Genomic DNA, 16936 nt, shown 5'->3' on the forward strand with positions numbered 1-16936 from the left:
CATCCGCTGGTGCGTCTGGCCGATCTGATCAACTGGGATGGATTGAATGCGTCGATGAGCGCGAGCTTCGTCTCACGCAAGGGTCGGCCGGCCACGTCACCGAGGCTGATTGCTGGCTTGCTGTATCTCCAGCATGCGTTCGATCTGTCGGATGAGGACGTGGTCTGGCAATGGGTGGAGAACCCGTATTGGCAGGGCTTCACCGGCGAAACATTTTTACAGACCGAGCCGCCGATCGATCCGTCGAGCCTGACGCGCTGGCGCAAGCGCCTGGGTGAGGCCGGAGTTGAGGAGTTGCTGGCCGAGACGATCGAAGCGGCAAAGCGCGCGGGCGTGATCAAGGCCTCAAGCGCGAAGCGTGTAATTGTCGACACGACGGTCATGCAAAAGGCGATCGCCCATCCAACCGATTCTCGCCTGCTCGAGCGGTGTCGCGAACATCTGGTGAAGGCTGCGGCACGGCACGGACTGAAGCTGCGGCAGAACTACAATCGCGAGGCGCCGCACCTGGCGCGTCAGATTGGCCGCTACGCCCATGCGAAGCAGTACAAGCGCATGAAGAAGGCGCTGCGCACGTTGCGCTCGCGCGTTGGGCGGGTGATGCGTGATGTGGAGCGTCAACTCGATTCAGTTGGCCACGCCGCACGCGGCGCGCTAACAGAGTTGGTCAGTCGCACCAGGCGGATCCTGTCGCAAAAGCAGAAGGACAAGAACAAGCTGTACGCGTTGCATGCGCCGGAAGTCGAGTGCCTGGCCAAGGGCAAAGCGCGCACGCCGTACGAATTCGGCGTCAAGGTGTCGATCACGACGACCCACAAGGAAGGGCTCGTAATCGGAGCGCGCTCGATGCCGGGCAATCCGTATGACGGCCATACGCTGGCCGAGGCACTGGAGCAGGCGGCAATCCTGAGCGACGTGAAGGCGGAAGTGGCCGTTGTTGATCGAGGCTACAAGGGTGTCGCCATCGATGGCGTGAAGATCTATCACCCAGGATTGCGACGCGGAATCACGCGGAGCCTGCGCGCGATGATTCGACGGCGCAGCGCGATCGAGCCGGCCATCGGTCACATGAAGGCCGACGGCAAACTCGACCGGAACTGGCTTAAAGGCGCACTCGGCGATGCGATGCACGCGGTGCTGTGCGGCGCGGGCCACAACCTGCGCATGATCCTCAGAAAACTGCGGCTTTTTTACGCCCTTGTTCTGATTGCTTTGCGTAATCGCTCGCTCACTGTCGTCATCACGGCATGATGGCAGCGCCGCGCAAGACGAATTGTTCAGGTGCGACTAAAGAGCAAGACCGGCCAGGGTGGCGATACATGTGACCCAGGCTGCGGATCGGCGAGGCGGTATGGAGGCGGTACACAGTGCTGCGAGCCCAAGACCCATGCCAGTGACTCGCCAGCCAGGATACAGCGTGCCTGCCACGTGAATCGGCGACAGCCATCCAATGATGCCGAGCGGCGGAGCCGTCACGATCAGCGTAGCCAGCGACGCCCGACATGCGTAGCTGAAGCCGGATGCCGTCCGCTCCGCCTTGAGCACGGTCCAGGGAAGCGCGAGGACCGCGGCCTGCAGTGACCAGAAAGCGGTACCCACGGCCACAGCCGTGCCAGGGTTGAGTTCCTGATAGCCGACGAAGAACCGCTCACAGACCGCTGGTATGTCGCGGGCTCCTACAAGATAGTAGGTTGTCCAGAGCGTGAATGCGGCGACCCTGTTGGGCAGCCTGGACCATAGGGCGGGAAGGGCGAGAAGAGTGATGGGAAAGTGTCCTGGGTACCAGGCCAGGAGCGCGATGATGATGCCCGCACTGAACGCCAGCAGGTGGTGTGAGCCGTTGCGAATCGCTCCAATGGTTTGGAACAACAGTCGGGACCGAGATTTATGCATGATGGTCAGCAACGCAATAGTGGGCGGCTGTCGGTTACACGACGGACACCCCTGTACGTGACGCGCGCTGCTGATCGCCCGATGGGACTTGATCAAGTTGAGGCAGGGGCTGAAGTAAGTTGACCTGCCGCTTGATATGTTAGTCGTTCCCGGTCGGTGGTGGAACATGCCTGATGCCCGATCTGCAAATGAAAAGCCCCTGCTCTTGCGAGACAGGGGCTGTGCGGATGGTGGATGAGGCAACGGCTCGGGTGGCAGGATTACGTTACGCGTCGGGCTTGACTGCATCGACGTACAGATGACTGGCGTCTGCCGTGATCTCCAGATTGCAGCCGTCGGCTACGACGCGATCGAATATGGCGTCGTCGTGCCCGAAATACTCGGCAAAGTCGTCGCCGCCGAATTCGTCGCGTGCTCGGTCCCACCATTCGTCGAAAGGTGTCGTCTCGGGATTGCATCCGACGGCGTACGCGATGGTTCGCGGGCGGCCGTTTCCCGGGGCGTCACTTTTCTCCGACATCATGTAGACACCCTGGTCCTTGACGAGAATGATGCGGCAGGCGTGCGCGCGGGCTTCGATGATGACCGGGCGTAAATCTGAGGCGAGAAACTGAATCATGATTGATACCTCCAAAAGTTTACGGAAGGTGCGAAGCGGCAGTGCCGACAATGGGGCAGGGCGTCAGCTTCGCTGTCTATGGCGGCGAATACGACGTGGATAAGCAGTGAGCAGAAATAGCAATGCCAGCGTCAGGATCACTCAGGATGGCTTGTCCTGGTGCGTGCTGACGTATTGTTGTTGGGGCTGCTCCCACTGAGCGAGAGATTCGACGACGGCGAGTGCATCCTCAAGGTCTCGGATGGAGGTCCTGATCCGCCGGACGGCCTCATTACCTGAATCACAATCTTCCCGTCCGGAAAGTTCTACGAGCAGGAAGTGGAGTAGTCCGTCGCCGCAGAGATCAAGTTCCTTGCGCCACGCTTCCTCGCTCTGGCATTCGGAGAGATAGGCAAAGTCGCCATTGGCGAACTGCTTGATGATGGCGTATTGCGCCGGGTTGAGCCATACAGGGGTAGAAGGGCTATTCATGATGAATTCTCCTTGAGGAGCAGCCCAACGCAGTCGGACTGCCCCGGACAGGGTGAACAGACATGCCATGTGCCAGTTATTCCTGGCTGATGAGTTGTCGCGCGAGTGCGACTTCGATGCTTTCTCCACCCTGATTCAGGATGTCGAGGCCGGATTCGGGCATATCGCCTGAGGTCGATTGCGAAACGGCGATCTTCTGGCCCATCAGCTTCAGGCACCGCATCTGCGCCGAGGCCTCATAGGCGAGAAACCGCACAGTGACGTCGAGCGTCTGACCGATGCGCCAGCTTCGGCGTGCGGCCTGCTGGAGCGTGTAGGTGTTGTAACCGGACTGGAGGAAGGTAATCGTTGGGAACTCAAGCAGATCGAGTCCGGTCTTGACCAGTTCCGGGTTCGTGATGATGACCTCCGCACCGCGCTCGAGCTGGTCGGCAACCCAGTCTTCACGCTTCTCGGCTGCGACACTGGCGCGCAGGACTGAAGCCTTCACGCCGGCGGCGTCGAAGAGATTACGCAGGCGCACGGACGTATCGCGCGTGCCGGTGTACGTCGTGTAGACGAGTGTGCGGCGGCGATTGAGCAGTTCTCCGCGGACCAGCGCCAGCAGAGCCGCTTCCTTCGGACCGGGTTCATCTTCGCGGAGCAATGCCGGTACCGATGCGAGGATATGCTTCGTGCGAGGATGCCGCACGATCTCCGGACGAAAACAGCATTCGGGCCACGCCAGCAGCACGTTGAGCACAACGCCGAGGAGACTTTTGTCACCGCGCCGGAGTGCGGCACGCAGTTCCGACATCAGGCTGGATTCGAGCGCCCGGTACGCCGCAGCCATGTCTTCGCTCATCGCGATCGGCAACAGGGATTCGTCGTAGGGCGGCAGCACACTTTGCCCAATCTGCGAGAGCTTGAGGAACGCCGTGTAGGGCACGACATAGCGCATGATGCCCTTCGGACCGAACCCTGGACCCTTCACGGTCGAGACCGTTCGCTTTTCACCTTTGGCTGTACGATGCGAGCCTTCGTCCGTCTGCTTGTGAATGTCGATGAGCACACCATGCTCGCGCATGAAGGCCATCGTCGCCCCGCTCATCGAGCCATTCGCGGTGTAGTTGAAGCCGTCTTCGATCAGCATGGACGGGTTCAGGCGGTACAGAAGATGAAACAGGTCATCGGCGTATCCGCCCATCAAGGTGCCGGTGAGCAGCAGCGTGCGCGAAGCCTTGCGGGCCAGCACACCCATCGCCTGTCCCTGGGCGGAGTTCTCGTTCTTGTATTCGTGGCCTTCGTCTGCGATGAGCAGGCCGAAGTAGCCTTGGGGAAGATATCTTTTGACGAACTCGGAGGCTTGATAGCCGCCTTGTCCAAAAGAGATTTCGGTATGAGCGAGGGCACGTTCCATCCGTGTGGCTTGCCGGTCCGAGAACACGAGTTCACCCTTGTCGTCCATCAGGTTGATGAACTCGTACAGGTTGTCCTGGAGCATGTCGGCGAGCATCGATTCGCCGAAGCGGGAGAGCAGACGCTCCGCAGTTCGTTCCCCGACAGTCGGCATCTGCAGCAGTGCGGATTTCACGAGCTCGCGCATGGAGCGCGTGCCCTGACCTTTAGGGGCAAGGGTCCACAGCCGCTCACCGCAATTGCACGCCCGGCGTTTTTCGTTCAGGACCGGGCGGGCCTGGGTGGGTGTGAGCGGATTGGCGTCTTCGTCACAGACGAATTCGCCGCAGGAAGGACAGCAGGCGAAGACGCGCGTGACCGCATCGGTTTCCATGTCGAGGGTGGCGACGCGCCGGGCAAAGGCAGGTTTCCAGTCGAAGCCCATGCGCATGCGTACGCGCCCGAGGATAAAAAACTCAGGTACGGCTGGCCGTTCGCGCATCGAGCGTAACTGCAGCAGTTTGCGCAGCGTGTCGGGACCGTTGAGAATCCACACGCGTGCACCCGGCACGGCGGTCTTTATCTCCCGTCGCCACTTGTAGACGAGATGTGGTGGTGCGATGACGAGCGTGCGCGGGAATCCGCAATGATGGAGCAGGACGGCCACGCCGATGCCCATCAGCGTTTTTCCCGTCCCCATTTCTGCGTTGATGATGCCACCTGGCGCGTGCCGGGTAAGCAGCGTGGTGATCGCGTGAATGACCTCGCGTTGTGCAGGGAAAGGGCGGCGCGAGAGAGTATCGAGCAGGGCGTCCCAGCGCGGATCAGGCTGGCCGTCATAGACAGAGGGATTCTGTTCTCGAACGGCCTCAAGCAGACCGGCACCAAAATTTGCGATGAAATCCGGCAGTGCGATCACGGACGCATCGTCGACTGTTACGGTGTCGGTCTGGACGTCGGCGAGGGGTTCCAGAGTTGAGTCAAGCATATCCATTGTGTACTCCTTATCTGAAGGACAGACGCGGAAACACACCTGGGCCCCGAGCAGGGATGGTGTATCCCCGCGTGGGTTGAGAAAGCAGGAAAGGCCCTAACCTCGTACCGTGGGAGGCGAGTCAGGCTTTGCCACGGGTTTCGTGCAACAACGTTGCAAGCCGGACGGCAAGCGCGTCGCGAGCGCCCTTGTCGGTGATCCCGGAGAGCGTTTGTCTGACCATTGTGGCAAACATGGCGCTCGCGCTGTCGAGGTCGTCGGCAATGAGTGTCTCGCGCAGGCGGGTCCCGAATTCGATTGGCTGGCGACTGTTGCCGTAGTGGATGACCTCGCGGCTGATGAAGGTGCCGTCGCCGCCGAATTCGAACAGGCGTGGCTTGCTGCAGTGCCAGCAGCCTTCGAACTGGATAGCACGCAGGCCGTGACCGTCGTCGAGGTAGATCGCGATCACGAATAACGTTTCGAGATCGGCAGCAGCTTCGAATGAATGGGCGTCGATCAGCGCGTTGAGCCCATCATCATCGGCAACATGAAAGTAGCCGGCAAGCAGCCGAAGGATAGTATTGATCGTGACGTCTTCCGCTTCCGGGCAGGGCAGGTCGAGCTGTGCCGCGAGACTCATCAGCCCGTCGCGTATGTCATGCCATTGCGGGTCATTTTCATCGGATATCCGCGCGATAAACGCTTGACCGTTGCCCGGCCAGGTCGCGTCGAGGAGGAAGCCATCGAACAGTGCGGAGATGACCGGGGTGACCCGGTCCAGAACGAGGACGCCGGTGGCGTCGTAATAGCTATTGGCCATGACAGGCTCCTAGGTGAGCGGGCTGCCATCCCCGCAGGACAGGCAGATCCCGCAGGGTGAAAAAGGGAGTGAAAAGTCAGTTCGTGCTGCCGCCCGGTCCAAGGGTGAGATCGCCGCTGCGTACCAGCGTGGAAAGCGTTTGCTGGAAAGCTTCAGGCAGCGAAGTCACCAATGCGAGGAGCCGCCCGACGGGAGCGCTGGTAGTCTGGGAAAGGTCAGTCACCAGTTCGTCGCCGAGCGCGCTGAGCACGCGGTCGCGCCAGTGCGGCAGCAAGGGCACGGGACTCAGTTGTGTGACCAGCGACCACGTCAGTTCGGCGACCGATGCTGCCTCGCCGGACTGGCCGGACTGGCTATGGCGGTCCAGCAGCAACCAGGCTGTGCCCGTGGCGCGGGAGGGTTTGAGCAGGACTTCATCAAAAATCCAGGTGTGCACAAGCGCGCCGAACAGGTTGTCCTTCGGCAGGCGGCCGCTGAACTTGTCGAATCGCTTCGGGTCGCCGACGGGGACAGCGGCAAGCGTCTGGTGGGTCGCCGGATCGAGTAGCGTGATCTGGCGGACTCCACCTTCCTGAACGCCGAGATGGAGCGCGGCATAGAGCTGCTGCAGCGATCCATCGCGACCGTAGGCTGAGAGGAACGCAAGCTCGCCCGTGGGCGCACGCACGCAGGCATCGACGAAGATGTCCTGTAGTTCCAGGATGGGATAAAGCATGGCGGGCTCCTCGGTAAGAACCGGGGGCACCCGCCGGGTGTTGCCCCGGTCAGGGTGGACAGGATTCCGTGCGTCCGGGTGGACGGCAGCCGCGCAGACAAGGGCGCCGGAAAGGCTGCTTCAGGGTTCTCGCGTGACGTGCGAGGACGGGTTTGCGACCGGCAAACCGGCGGAAATTTCAGGGTCGACCATGTCAGGTGCTTTCCGGGGCCACCGCTGTGTGATTGGCGCGATGGCCCCGGAAAGCACCCCTTGCGCAATGCATGGGGTGAGGCGTTGGCCGGATGAGGTCAGTGGTCGGCGAGGGTGACGAGCAGCGCGCGCAATTCGCGCAGTTCGCCGGCCGTCAGGGAGAGTCCGACGAGGGTGTGCGGATGCCAGGAGCGGATCGTATCGGCAGACAGCGAACGCACGTCGACGAGTCGGGTGAAGGCAAGCAGCTGGTCAAACGCTCGCCGGCGTTTGACCGCGAGTACAGACGCATGGGGAGTGGGCCATGCGGCGACGGCCGTGGCATCAAACTGGGGTACCTGCCCGTCAAGCTCCTCGTGGTCGTAGTAGAGCAGCGGCATGTCGGGCGTGTCGTCCCACAGCGTGCCGGCATGGAAAGCAGCACGCGCGATTGCAGCGGCTGCGTCGGCACTCGATGCGCGGATGCCGACCACGACTCGATGGGCCTGGTCCAGCGTATAGCCGACCATGAATGTGACGGTGGGTGTCCCGGTGTCGTCAGGCAGGGTAATCATACGGTTCTCCTGTCGAAGGCGGAACTTGCCCCTGGCGGGGCGAAGCCCCGCGGGGTGAACACGGACGATGCGTTGCTAGCGGATCGTCACGATGCGGCCCAGGTTAGCCCCTGGGGTGAAGTCAATGGCGGCGATGGTGGGTACGAACCGGTCGCGCATCAGGATGGTTGTGCGGATGTCACCCTTGTCCGTTTCCTCGATCTGTACTTCCTGCTCCTTGCGCTTGATCGTGTCGCCGCGGACAAGCAGTCGGGTACCGTCCTGGCCCGTAACCACGCCGGTGATCTGGCCTGCCGCCAGGGCGAGTGCCAGATGCCAGTTCGAAAGATCGCGAAGGGGGCGCCTTGGCGTTACCGGCGCTGAACTAAACATCGACGCGAAGTGAGGCCAGAGCGTGGCGTGCTCCAGTCGCCCCAGTTCCTGCTCGAGTTGCAGCGCGTCGATGCGTGTGGCGACAAATGAGCAGTCGCCGGGGACCGCCGGGATGGCGTATGGTGCGGCGAGGCCCGATTCAGGCAGGACTGGTGGCAGTTCGCCGTCACTGATCCGGGCGAGTTGCGCAGCAACTTTGTTGTCGACGCCGTCCGCGCGACGCTTGATGCCGAACAACACGAGTTGTTTGAACGCCTGCTCGGGCGCGAGGAAGACCTGGACCTGCGAGAAGTTGCGGGCGATCATGGTCGCGAATTCCCGGTCGATCACGTAGTACGGCACGATCAGGACGAGCACGCCACCGAATGCAAGCCAGGGGACGGTCTCCTGATAGAAGACTTTCTCGAGACGGTTAAGTTGTCGATTGCCTGTCTGCGCTTTGTCGGAGACTACATCTCCGTAGGGCGGGTTCAGGAAGAGCAGGCCCATGCTGCGGGCGGTGATGAACATGTCGTGCACATCGGTGTGCGCCACGGTGTCGAGCAGCGATTTCGCATGCCATGCGCGTTCGTGGTCATACTCGACGCCGTACGCTCGCAGGGTATCTGGCGACGCACCTGCCTCATCCAGCTTCGCCTTGATGCCGTGAAGTGCGGCTCCTTCGCCGCAGCATGGATCAAGCAGGCGAGTGGATCGCTCGGGATCCGCGAGAGCGAGCGCGTGGGAAATCCGCCCGAGCGTTTCGTCGTCGGTCGGGAAATATCCGTTCTTTATGAAGTTCCGCGCGAGGCGGGGAAAGATCAGGGCCATGGAAATCTCCGCAGGGAAGAGCCGGACATGCGCGATTGAACGCGCGTGTCCGGCTTTGGCATGAATCAGGACTTGAACCAGGTCTGCGTGGAGGCCTGGAAGGTGTAGCCGAAGGCGTCGAGCTGGTCGCGCTGGCGGCGCAACGTGCCGCGGTCGACCGTGGAGTCGAGCTTGACGGGTTCGCCAGCGATGATGGCATCGGCCAGTTCGAAGCCGAAGAGGTCGGGCAGGTACAGCTCCTCGGAGGTTTCGGGCGGGGGCGTTTCGGGCACCTCGTCGGCACGCAATGCTGCTGCCGTCGCAGCGGCCCGGCGTTCCTCGTCGGCCGGATCAGGTTCGATTGAGGGCGGCGCGGCGTTCGCGTCGTCGAGCGGTTCGTCATTGTCGAGCTGCACGTCGGCGAGACGGGCACGGATTTCGACCGTGACCTTGCCGTACCAGACATAACTGTGCGGATAGATCTTGTCGATGAGGAAAGTGCCGGTGTACGCGCCTGGCTCGAACTGTTCGAGCAGCTTGTCCTTGACCTTGAATTCGCCAACAGATGTGGTTAACTCGCCCACCTGGAACGGGCCGTTGCTGCCCTTGATGGTGCGCACGTCGAGCGTGCCGGAAACGGAAATCATGATGCCTCCACGGAGAGAGGTGGAACGCTGCCCGGCGGGCATGGCGTCCCGCCGGGTAGATAAAGGTCTTGATACAGAGCGGTTCCGGATGTCCGGGTAGGACACGCAGTTGCGCAGACAAAGGCGCCGGAAAGAAACTGCGGGCGTCGCACTGCGTGGCGACGTACGGGGCTGCATCTGGCAGACCGGCAGTAATCCGCTATTCCCGGGCATCAAGGGCCGCGGTGGTGCCCGGGGATAACGCCTGGCTGGACAGCCAGGCGGACAGCGTGAGTCAGTTCGATGTAGCTGTGCCGGAAGTGCTCGCATGACGTTGTTCGACCACGTGGCGCAGGAGTCGGGGAGGCAGGGCGTAACGCATTCCGTTGCACTCGATGATCCAGGTGCGGCGATGCCGGCCTACTACGACCGCTTCCGTGATTGACAGCCCCCTGAACGTCAGGGTGTCGCCGAGGATCACGGTGCGAGAGCGTGCGGCGTGATATGCACGAACCTGTTCCCGCCATGCGGGCGCGGCCGGTGGCACCATGTCCAGGTAGGCGAGCGGACAGGAGTAGTAGAAAGGCTCCATGGACTCGCAGAGATCCTTGTAGCCCCATCCGCGACAAGCCTTGTAGTACGCCATCAGATCGCAGCCGATATAGCGGAACGGCGTGTCGTCTGATCGCTGGATTTCCCAGACGGTCCAGAGCACATTGCCGCTGGTGCAGTGGCGCAGGCAGCGGCGCATCACGCCGTTATGTTCTTCATCCCGTGTCAGGCGCTGGATCAGTTGTGAGCGTGACTGTTCGTGACCAAATAACCATCCCATGATGTACCTCGCTGATTGATCAAGGGCATCCTTCCCGTTTCGGGGCGAATGCCCCGTGGGGAAGCACCGTTGTCACGGTGCGGAATTGACATGAGAGCTGACAGTGATGCGTCGGTCCGTCGCTCAGACGCGCCTTTGTGAGGTCAGGTCGCGGCCAACGACCGGACGGGCCGAGCTGATGATGAAGGTGGTCCAGTCGGCGAAATAACGACTGTCGAAGACGATTGCACCGGAACTCAGCCCGAGCAGGATCGGCAGGCTCACCTTGCCGGTCGGGACGTGACCCGAAGCTCCTGCGGTAACCTCCATGTCGGGGAAGAATATGCGGCCTTCGAATGGGTCGACGAACTCCAGCCGGATCTCGCGGGCCTCGACGGTGTGGCTGTAGCGCAGGCGGCCGATCAGGGGGCCATCGAAGCCCGCGTCGGCGGCGGGGACGTACGGATCGTTGCGACCGTTGAACAGGCCCAGATAGAGTCCATCGGGAAGATGGGCTGCGAATTCCGTGTAGAGCGGTAACTGGCGTCCGTCGCTGCAGGTGAAGATCGGCCTGGCCGGCGTGTTGCCGGTCAGGGGATGCTCGACCGCATGAAGCATGGTGCCGGTGTCGAATGAAGCTTCCCGATCCGCGGGCTGGTTCACGAGCAGGGAGGGCAGCACATCCTCGGAAACGATTGCTGTACGAGGCGGGATGGCCGGGGAGGAGCAGGCTAACATTTACATCTCCAGGAAGAAGGGCGGAGACGTGCCCTGGCGGGCAACGTCCCGCGAGGGTGGTGAGAATGACGGACGTCAGTCGATCGCCGCGAAAATAGCCGCCGCTTCCGGGTGGCCGTCGGCGAAGTCCCGCAGTCCGTAGTAGAGCTGCCCGAACCGGGGATCTTCCGTCGTCCATGTCATCGCGTTCAGCGCGAACAGACTCGCGACGATACCGGCTGCGTCTGCGCTCATCTCGCCGGCGTAGCCGTTGCTCTCGCAGGCGATCTGCAGCGGACCTTCAAGACGTGGGGCCATGTAAAAGGCGCCGTTCGACAGTTCGAAATAGTCCCAGAAGCCGCCGTGGTAGGCCTCGCACAGCGCCTCCATTGCGGTGTAGACGGCGATTTCCGCGCGTATCATGTGATGTCCAAAGTAGCGTGGCAGGATTTCCATGCGTTCCTGGTCCGGTACCTTGGCCACGGTGATGCGGCGAGTTGCAGTAGGGTGGTTCATTGCATCCTCCAGAGAAAAAGTGCGCGGAGGACGGCTGACCCCGACGGGGAAGCGCATTCCCCGCGTGGGTTGAGTAACGTCGATGGGAGTCGCGCGGGTGTGTGCGCGATACCGATGGGCTCGATGGCGATTCGTCAGACCTGACCGATCAGATCAGGTGTCTTCTTCCTCGTCAGTCAGCCGGGACCATTCTTCGGCCAGGTGGGCGACGGTCTCGGGTGGGTCATCAGCGATTTCCCCGGTCTCGATGCTGACGAGGCAGTGTCCTTCGCCGGGGATCGAGCCCGGGTCGTATTCCATACGGAAGCCGTGTTCCGCGAGCTGACGCTGAATCTCGTCGCGGCGGTCCGGGCCGGTTGTGTTTTCCATGACATCCTCCAGGTGATGGCGCGGAGAATGCTGTTCCCAGATGGGGGGCATGCACTCCCGCTGGGGTGAAAAACCTGTTTTGCACCACATAGCCCGTACCCGGGGGCAGGACGCGTGGCGTGTGCGAACTCTTATGCGTCATCGGGCGGCGCCCGACGCTGATTGCTTTCGCTGAAAATTACAGCGTTGTCGTGCACGTGTTCCAGCAACGGCCACCACCACGGTTCCTGGTCGAGCACACGATGCTGATCGTGCAATCCGTCGTTGGCTGAGAGATGGACTTCGAGACAGCGCTCACACGCGAGCATCTCCTGGACCAGCGTGCGCTCACAGCGTCGGCTACGGAAAACGAGAATGTTCAGGTGCGACAGATCCAATGCATATGGCACACCGGATTCGAAGAGCGCCTGGTATTCGTCCCAGTCCGAAATGAGGAAGACGTTGTCGCGTGTTGGGTAGTGCCCCTCGATGCCGGCCGGACAGTCGAATACGTCAGAGGCCCGCCGGGCGTTGTCGAAGAGTGCCGCCAGTGAGCAGCGGTCACGCCGTCCCGCGTGAGCCGTATACCCAGGCGCACCGAGGGTGCGGCTTGTGGAGGCGAGTGCACGCCAGTAGCGATTAGCAGAATTCCAGTCACACCAGTCGTACAGATACCGCTCGGGGAGCACGCGGACGTTGGCGTGAAGCCGGAAGCGCGCGTGTGGCGTGCGGCGTCGCAGTTCCGATGCGATGTCCCGGGTAAGCACGCCCCGGTTTTGCGGGCAGAGCTGGATATGGTCGAGGCGCAGCGGACCCAACAGTGGTTCGCGTGGAAGGCTGTGTAAGGCTTCCTGCAGTGCTTCCTGAAACGTGAGGCCTGGCCACGCGGCGAGCGATACATTCACACGGCTTGCGGGTTGTGCGCTCATGAGTCTGACTCCGCGGAACGCCTGCTGCCGGCTTCGTCAAATTCGTGCGAATCCGTCACCTGCTCGATGAAGTGGTCCCGATGCAGGAGATGGGCAGTACCATCGGCGAAGAGGGTGAAGGTGCCGTTGCCGCCGTCGTTGTTTTCCCAGCCATCATGACCGGACAGTGTGATCGCACGGTCAAGCAGGTCCTCGACTGCCGAGTCGAAATCGCGATCGCTGTCTGGGTAGACGGTGTCGTATCTTTGGTGCTCTTCGTTCCAGACCGATAAAGCGGTCGGGTACTGAACGCTCCGGGGCGGGACACCGGGAGTATCGGGCCACTGGATCTCGACACTTTCGACGGAACCCGAGTCGCCGTAGCCTGCGTATTCGACGGTTGCGGACTGTGCACCGACTGATGCGAGTGCCTTGCACAGGATGGATAGTCGTGTCCCGAGTTCACCGTCGGTTGGAAATTCGTGCTCCGACGTTTCTGAATTCTCGACGTTGTCGTAATGTTCGAGCAGGGCGGTGCCATTGGCACTGAGCGTGAACGTTCCGCCGCCGCCTTCGTTGTTCTCCCAGCCATCATGACCGGTGAGCGACACGGCGTCCCAGACGAGGTTCTCGAAGGCCGAGTCGAAATCGGCCAGCTGCGACGCCAGCGTACCGATGGATGCGTCAGCCGGAGTGAGGTCGATCGCGGGTCCGGCCGAAGCGATACCCGTTTCCGGCGACAGGACGGGTTTGTCGGGCCACCGGATGTCGATGCTGAAATGATCACCTGAGTCACCGTACCCGGCGTATTCGGCCGTGGCGGAGACGGCGCCGGCGGTGCGCAGGGCAGCCGATATTGCCCTGATGTTTTCTGCGAAGTTCATGGAAAGCTCCATCGAAAAGCGGGAGCCTTCCACGGGAAGGATTCCCGCAGAGGTGAGAAGTCGATGCTGGCTGACAGGCCTGTGGCGCTAGCAGATCCGGAACCCGCCGCAGTCACGCAGGAAGGCTTCGAATTCACGTACGTTTTCGACACTGAACGAATAGTGGGTTTCGAAACTGGGCCGACTGCCTGTGCCGTTGCATCCGTTGCATGGCAGCGGGCCAGGGCCGGTCGACGGTGGTTCGGCGCGTTTTCCGGTTGCGCCGCAGATGTTGCAGGGCTCGAGCGGTAGCGCGGCCAGACGATCGCGATGGCGTTGTTCGAAGTCTGCGGTATGTCCAGATTCAAGTGCCAGGGCCAGGCGGCTAGCGAGTGCGATCGAGGCGCGGTGGCCGAGACCCCACCCGTCGTTGGAGTGGCCGAGGTTGCTGGCGGCAATGATGTCGGGGGCAATCTGCTCGCAGTAGTGCCAGAGTGGATGCCACCACCAGACGTTGTTGCGGAAGTATTTGCCCTGTTCCGAGATCGGGGATCTGCCGATGACGTCCATACCCATGCTCAATGCTCCTTGAGATGCGGAGCAGCCGCTGGGTGTGTCGCTGATGGCAGTGCCGGGCGCTGATTCAAAAAGGGACATCGGATGCTCCTGGAAAGAAAAAGGGGCATCCGGGCCGTGGGGCGTGCGAACGCCCCAACGGGGAAGGAAATATTCCGGGCCCGGCCGATGAGGGCTGAGCCGCAACCGCGCAGATGAAGCGCCGGAAAGCGGTTGCGAAAGGTGTCACCTGACGTGGCGACAGACGGGGCTGCTACTGGCAGACCGGCAGTAAGGCTGTTATCCGTGATGCGCCACGGCGGGCGAATCACGGATAGCGCCTGGCGGCCCGAGGGCGGCCAGGCTCATGTCTGGCAGCGAATGGCGACTGCGCAAACGGCACGACGTTGCTGGGTCGCCGTGGACCCTGAACGATGATGTGGCATGTGGCAGGGCTTTCCTGAGCGTGGCATCACGTGCTCAGGAAAGCCTGGCCAGGGCAGCCAGAGAGGTAGACCGTTCCCCCGCACGAGGCGGGGGACAGGAAAAACGCTGCCGGTGCTCAGCGTTGTGCGGAGTCGGGCCGACGGGCATTGCTGCCGCCGTTACGCCGCAATGCCGGATACCGGTTGGAGCGGTTCGAATCTTGACCGGCAACCGGAGAGCGATCCTCTACCTCGGCCGCGTCATTTCCCGCTCCCGAACGATCGGCATGTTGATCGCCAGTTTCGTCGGGCGAGTCGTGACGATCCACCGGGGCATCGCCGTGTTCGTCTGACCCGGTGCCATGGGTCGTCGCTTCACGGTCGGAGGCGGCGTCGTCAGTTTCGTCGCGGTAGACGAATTCGCCGTCGACCTTGATCCAGAAGACCTTCAGCAGGCGGCCCTTGAGGACAGCCCCCGTTTCGCCCGCGCGGTTGCCGGTGCGCTCGAACGTGCGGATGTAGTGGTCTCCCGAGCGGAATCCCACGAGCACTTTCGCGTTGGGATCGTTCGCGTCGTTCATGACGGCGCGCACGGCTTCCTTCGCCTTGTCGCCGGAGACGATCAGGTCGAGAGGCAGATAGACGATGCCGTTTTCGACATCGGGATCGCCATGAAATGCCGAGATGGAGCAGGCGAGAAACGGCTTGGCCTTGCTGCGACCATTGCCTTTGGTGGTGACGTCGCGTACCCGGGACAGATACCCGAGGCCACGCAGATGAAGATCGAAATATTTGCGGGATTCGACAGCCTGATTCATGGCGATTCTCCAGAACGAAAAAGGGGGAGTCGCCATGACCCGTGTCGGGGAATGGTGATTCCCCAGACGGGCAAGAAAGGAAGCTTCCGGTCCAACGGACCTGCGGTGTCCAGACAACGGGACGAAGCGTGACCGCAAAGGTGTCGCAAGGGCGACCGTACGTCAAAGGATGCTGGATCAGTTCCAGCGGACAACTTCAATTCGGGATCATAGTCGGCAACGCCAGAAAATCAAGAGAATCCGTTGGCAATTTGATCAGTAGAGCAGATGGATATCACGTTGATGCCGGTTGTTCGCATGTTGCATCACGTTGCGATGGGTCCTGTTGTCAGCGTGGTGACGCGACCGGAGGTCAGACCGGCCGGAAAGCAGGCGGGTAATGTAGGCTGGGAGGCAGGTGGTGGTGCAGGTGGTGGTGCAGGGCGGGCAGGTGGTCGGACGGTCATCGAAGGCGCGATGAACTCCGCCCGGTTGTGAACAGGCGACGGAAACGTCACGCAGGTTCATCAAAATCCAGCATGGAAGCCGGTGAAACCCCGAGTGTGGCGGCCAGTACGCAGATGTTATAGAGGGCGATATTGCGCTGGCCGCGCTCGATGCCGCCAACGTACGACCGCGCAAGGCCACTTTCGAGCGCAAGCCGCTCCTGTGACCAGCCACGCGCCTTGCGAAGCTTGATAAGACGCTTTCCAAACAGGACAAGGGGGTCGTACTGCATTGATATCTCGATCGGGAAGATATCGCAGCGTACGGATTTGACCTGTTTAAGGCCACGTCCTATGATGTCACGTACTATAAGTAACAATTTCCCTAGCAAATGTTGCCACGCCCGTTGGGCGTGTGCGTCCGATGTCACCTTTTCGCCAGACGGGGGAGCCGAGTGAGCCAGCCGGTTTCGAACCTTGAGCAGTTGCTTGCGTCCATGCAGCCCGAGCTGAACGACGGGACCTGGGTCTTCTCTACCATCCAGCCAGAAATCGGGATTGCACATCTGGATCCCGTGGCCACGTTCCGGGAGCGCGAGGGCCTGACCGTCATCATTGATGAACCGACGGCGTTGCGCGAAGGACTGCCCGTGTTCTTCCGGGCAGCCTGGATCACGCTGACCGTGCATTCGGATCTGCAGGCGGTCGGATTGACCGCTGCGGTGGCCGAAGCGTTGACGAAAGCCAGCATCAGCTGCAATGTCGTTGCCGCAGTATTCCATGATCACATTTTTGTGCCCGTTGAGCGTGCGGCCGAGGCGCTTGCACAGCTTACCGGGCTCCAGGCGCGGGCTGGGCAGGGCGCTGCGGGTTGATCGCTGCGCGCCCGGATCGGGACAGCCAGACGGGCACTGTCAGGTATTCGGATTCAGCGGTTGACGACCGCAATGCATGTTGTGTTGCGAGAACCTGGCATCGTGGGCATGTGCGGGACATCAGGTGCATGTCGACCCATCTCAGTCGCTCGATCCACAGAGGGCGTAATGTCTCTTGATGAAACGCGGCGGTCAATCGCGTATGCCTTCGCGGGCCAGTTATCGGTCGATGCGCCTCGGGCTCGGCGACCGTATGCGGTGCGGGCAGCTA

20 protein-coding genes are annotated in these 16936 nt (G+C 61.7%); 2 read left to right on the forward strand and 18 right to left on the reverse strand.

Features of this window, described 5'->3' with window-relative positions; translation table 11 throughout:
• A partial coding sequence (locus EX20_RS21170; protein WP_034194628.1) for an IS5 family transposase occupies window positions 1–1251 on the forward strand: 1251 nt, incomplete at its 5' end.
• Window positions 1252–1287: 36 nt separating this feature from the next.
• Here EX20_RS21170 and EX20_RS21175 read toward each other — a convergent pair.
• From EX20_RS21175 to EX20_RS21255, 18 genes are all read right to left on the reverse strand, one after another.
• Window positions 1288–1905 (reverse strand): carbon-nitrogen hydrolase family protein, encoded by a 618-nt coding sequence (locus tag EX20_RS21175; RefSeq protein ID WP_051974459.1) that lies wholly within the window; start codon window positions 1903–1905, stop codon window positions 1288–1290.
• A gap of 253 nt (window positions 1906–2158) precedes the next feature.
• Window positions 2159–2512: a DUF3085 domain-containing protein gene (locus EX20_RS21180; protein WP_081350660.1), complete on the reverse strand. Its 354-nt coding sequence runs from the start codon at window positions 2510–2512 to the stop codon at window positions 2159–2161.
• Window positions 2513–2653: 141 nt separating this feature from the next.
• Window positions 2654–2983, reverse strand: a complete 330-nt coding sequence (locus tag EX20_RS21185) for a hypothetical protein (RefSeq protein WP_034194629.1) — start codon at window positions 2981–2983, stop codon at window positions 2654–2656.
• A 76-nt stretch (window positions 2984–3059) separates the two neighbouring features.
• On the reverse strand, window positions 3060–5354 hold the full coding sequence (locus EX20_RS21190; RefSeq protein WP_034194630.1) for an SNF2-related protein: 2295 nt from the start codon (window positions 5352–5354) through the stop codon (window positions 3060–3062).
• Between the two features lie 121 nt (window positions 5355–5475).
• Window positions 5476–6156: a hypothetical protein gene (locus tag EX20_RS21195; RefSeq protein ID WP_034194631.1), complete on the reverse strand. Its 681-nt coding sequence runs from the start codon at window positions 6154–6156 to the stop codon at window positions 5476–5478.
• A 76-nt stretch (window positions 6157–6232) separates the two neighbouring features.
• On the reverse strand, window positions 6233–6871 hold the full coding sequence (locus tag EX20_RS21200; protein ID WP_034194632.1) for a hypothetical protein: 639 nt from the start codon (window positions 6869–6871) through the stop codon (window positions 6233–6235).
• 290 nt (window positions 6872–7161) lie between these two features.
• Window positions 7162–7617, reverse strand: coding sequence for a hypothetical protein (locus EX20_RS21205; protein ID WP_051974460.1), 456 nt, complete (start codon window positions 7615–7617; stop codon window positions 7162–7164).
• 75 nt (window positions 7618–7692) lie between these two features.
• Window positions 7693–8799 carry a DUF6094 domain-containing protein gene (locus EX20_RS21210; protein ID WP_034194633.1) on the reverse strand — a complete coding sequence of 369 codons (1107 nt, stop codon included), beginning with the start codon at window positions 8797–8799 and terminating at the stop codon, window positions 7693–7695.
• A 65-nt stretch (window positions 8800–8864) separates the two neighbouring features.
• Window positions 8865–9425, reverse strand: a complete 561-nt coding sequence (locus tag EX20_RS21215; protein ID WP_034194634.1) for a DUF3275 family protein — start codon at window positions 9423–9425, stop codon at window positions 8865–8867.
• A 274-nt stretch (window positions 9426–9699) separates the two neighbouring features.
• Entirely contained in the window at window positions 9700–10236 is a 537-nt protein-coding gene (locus EX20_RS21220; protein WP_034194635.1) for a hypothetical protein, read from the reverse strand.
• Window positions 10237–10359: 123 nt separating this feature from the next.
• Window positions 10360–10953 carry a hypothetical protein gene (locus EX20_RS21225; RefSeq protein WP_051974461.1) on the reverse strand — a complete coding sequence of 198 codons (594 nt, stop codon included), beginning with the start codon at window positions 10951–10953 and terminating at the stop codon, window positions 10360–10362.
• A gap of 75 nt (window positions 10954–11028) precedes the next feature.
• On the reverse strand, window positions 11029–11448 hold the full coding sequence (locus EX20_RS21230; RefSeq protein ID WP_034194636.1) for an antirestriction protein: 420 nt from the start codon (window positions 11446–11448) through the stop codon (window positions 11029–11031).
• A gap of 153 nt (window positions 11449–11601) precedes the next feature.
• Window positions 11602–11817, reverse strand: coding sequence for a hypothetical protein (locus EX20_RS21235; protein ID WP_034194637.1), 216 nt, complete (start codon window positions 11815–11817; stop codon window positions 11602–11604).
• Between the two features lie 131 nt (window positions 11818–11948).
• Window positions 11949–12725, reverse strand: a complete 777-nt coding sequence (locus EX20_RS21240) for a hypothetical protein (protein WP_131929122.1) — start codon at window positions 12723–12725, stop codon at window positions 11949–11951.
• A complete protein-coding gene (locus EX20_RS21245; protein ID WP_131929121.1) occupies window positions 12722–13588 on the reverse strand; it encodes a DUF6878 family protein in 867 nt (288 codons plus the stop codon). The genes EX20_RS21240 and EX20_RS21245 overlap by 4 nt, the downstream gene beginning before the upstream one ends.
• A gap of 87 nt (window positions 13589–13675) precedes the next feature.
• Window positions 13676–14224 carry a hypothetical protein gene (locus EX20_RS32075; RefSeq protein WP_131929120.1) on the reverse strand — a complete coding sequence of 183 codons (549 nt, stop codon included), beginning with the start codon at window positions 14222–14224 and terminating at the stop codon, window positions 13676–13678.
• 460 nt (window positions 14225–14684) lie between these two features.
• Window positions 14685–15365: a DUF3577 domain-containing protein gene (locus EX20_RS21250; RefSeq protein WP_034194640.1), complete on the reverse strand. Its 681-nt coding sequence runs from the start codon at window positions 15363–15365 to the stop codon at window positions 14685–14687.
• 493 nt (window positions 15366–15858) lie between these two features.
• The gene (locus EX20_RS21255; protein ID WP_034194641.1) at window positions 15859–16083 is read right to left on the reverse strand and encodes a helix-turn-helix domain-containing protein; all 225 of its coding nucleotides are present in this window, start codon (window positions 16081–16083) and stop codon (window positions 15859–15861) included.
• A gap of 162 nt (window positions 16084–16245) precedes the next feature.
• On the opposite strand from EX20_RS21255, the gene EX20_RS21260 reads away from it, so the two are divergent.
• Window positions 16246–16665, forward strand: coding sequence for an ACT domain-containing protein (locus EX20_RS21260; protein ID WP_034194642.1), 420 nt, complete (start codon window positions 16246–16248; stop codon window positions 16663–16665).
• Window positions 16666–16936 lie beyond the last annotated feature (271 nt).

The sequence above is a fragment of the Burkholderia sp. WP42 genome, assembly GCF_000745665.1.
GTDB lineage: Bacteria > Pseudomonadota > Gammaproteobacteria > Burkholderiales > Burkholderiaceae > Burkholderia > Burkholderia vietnamiensis.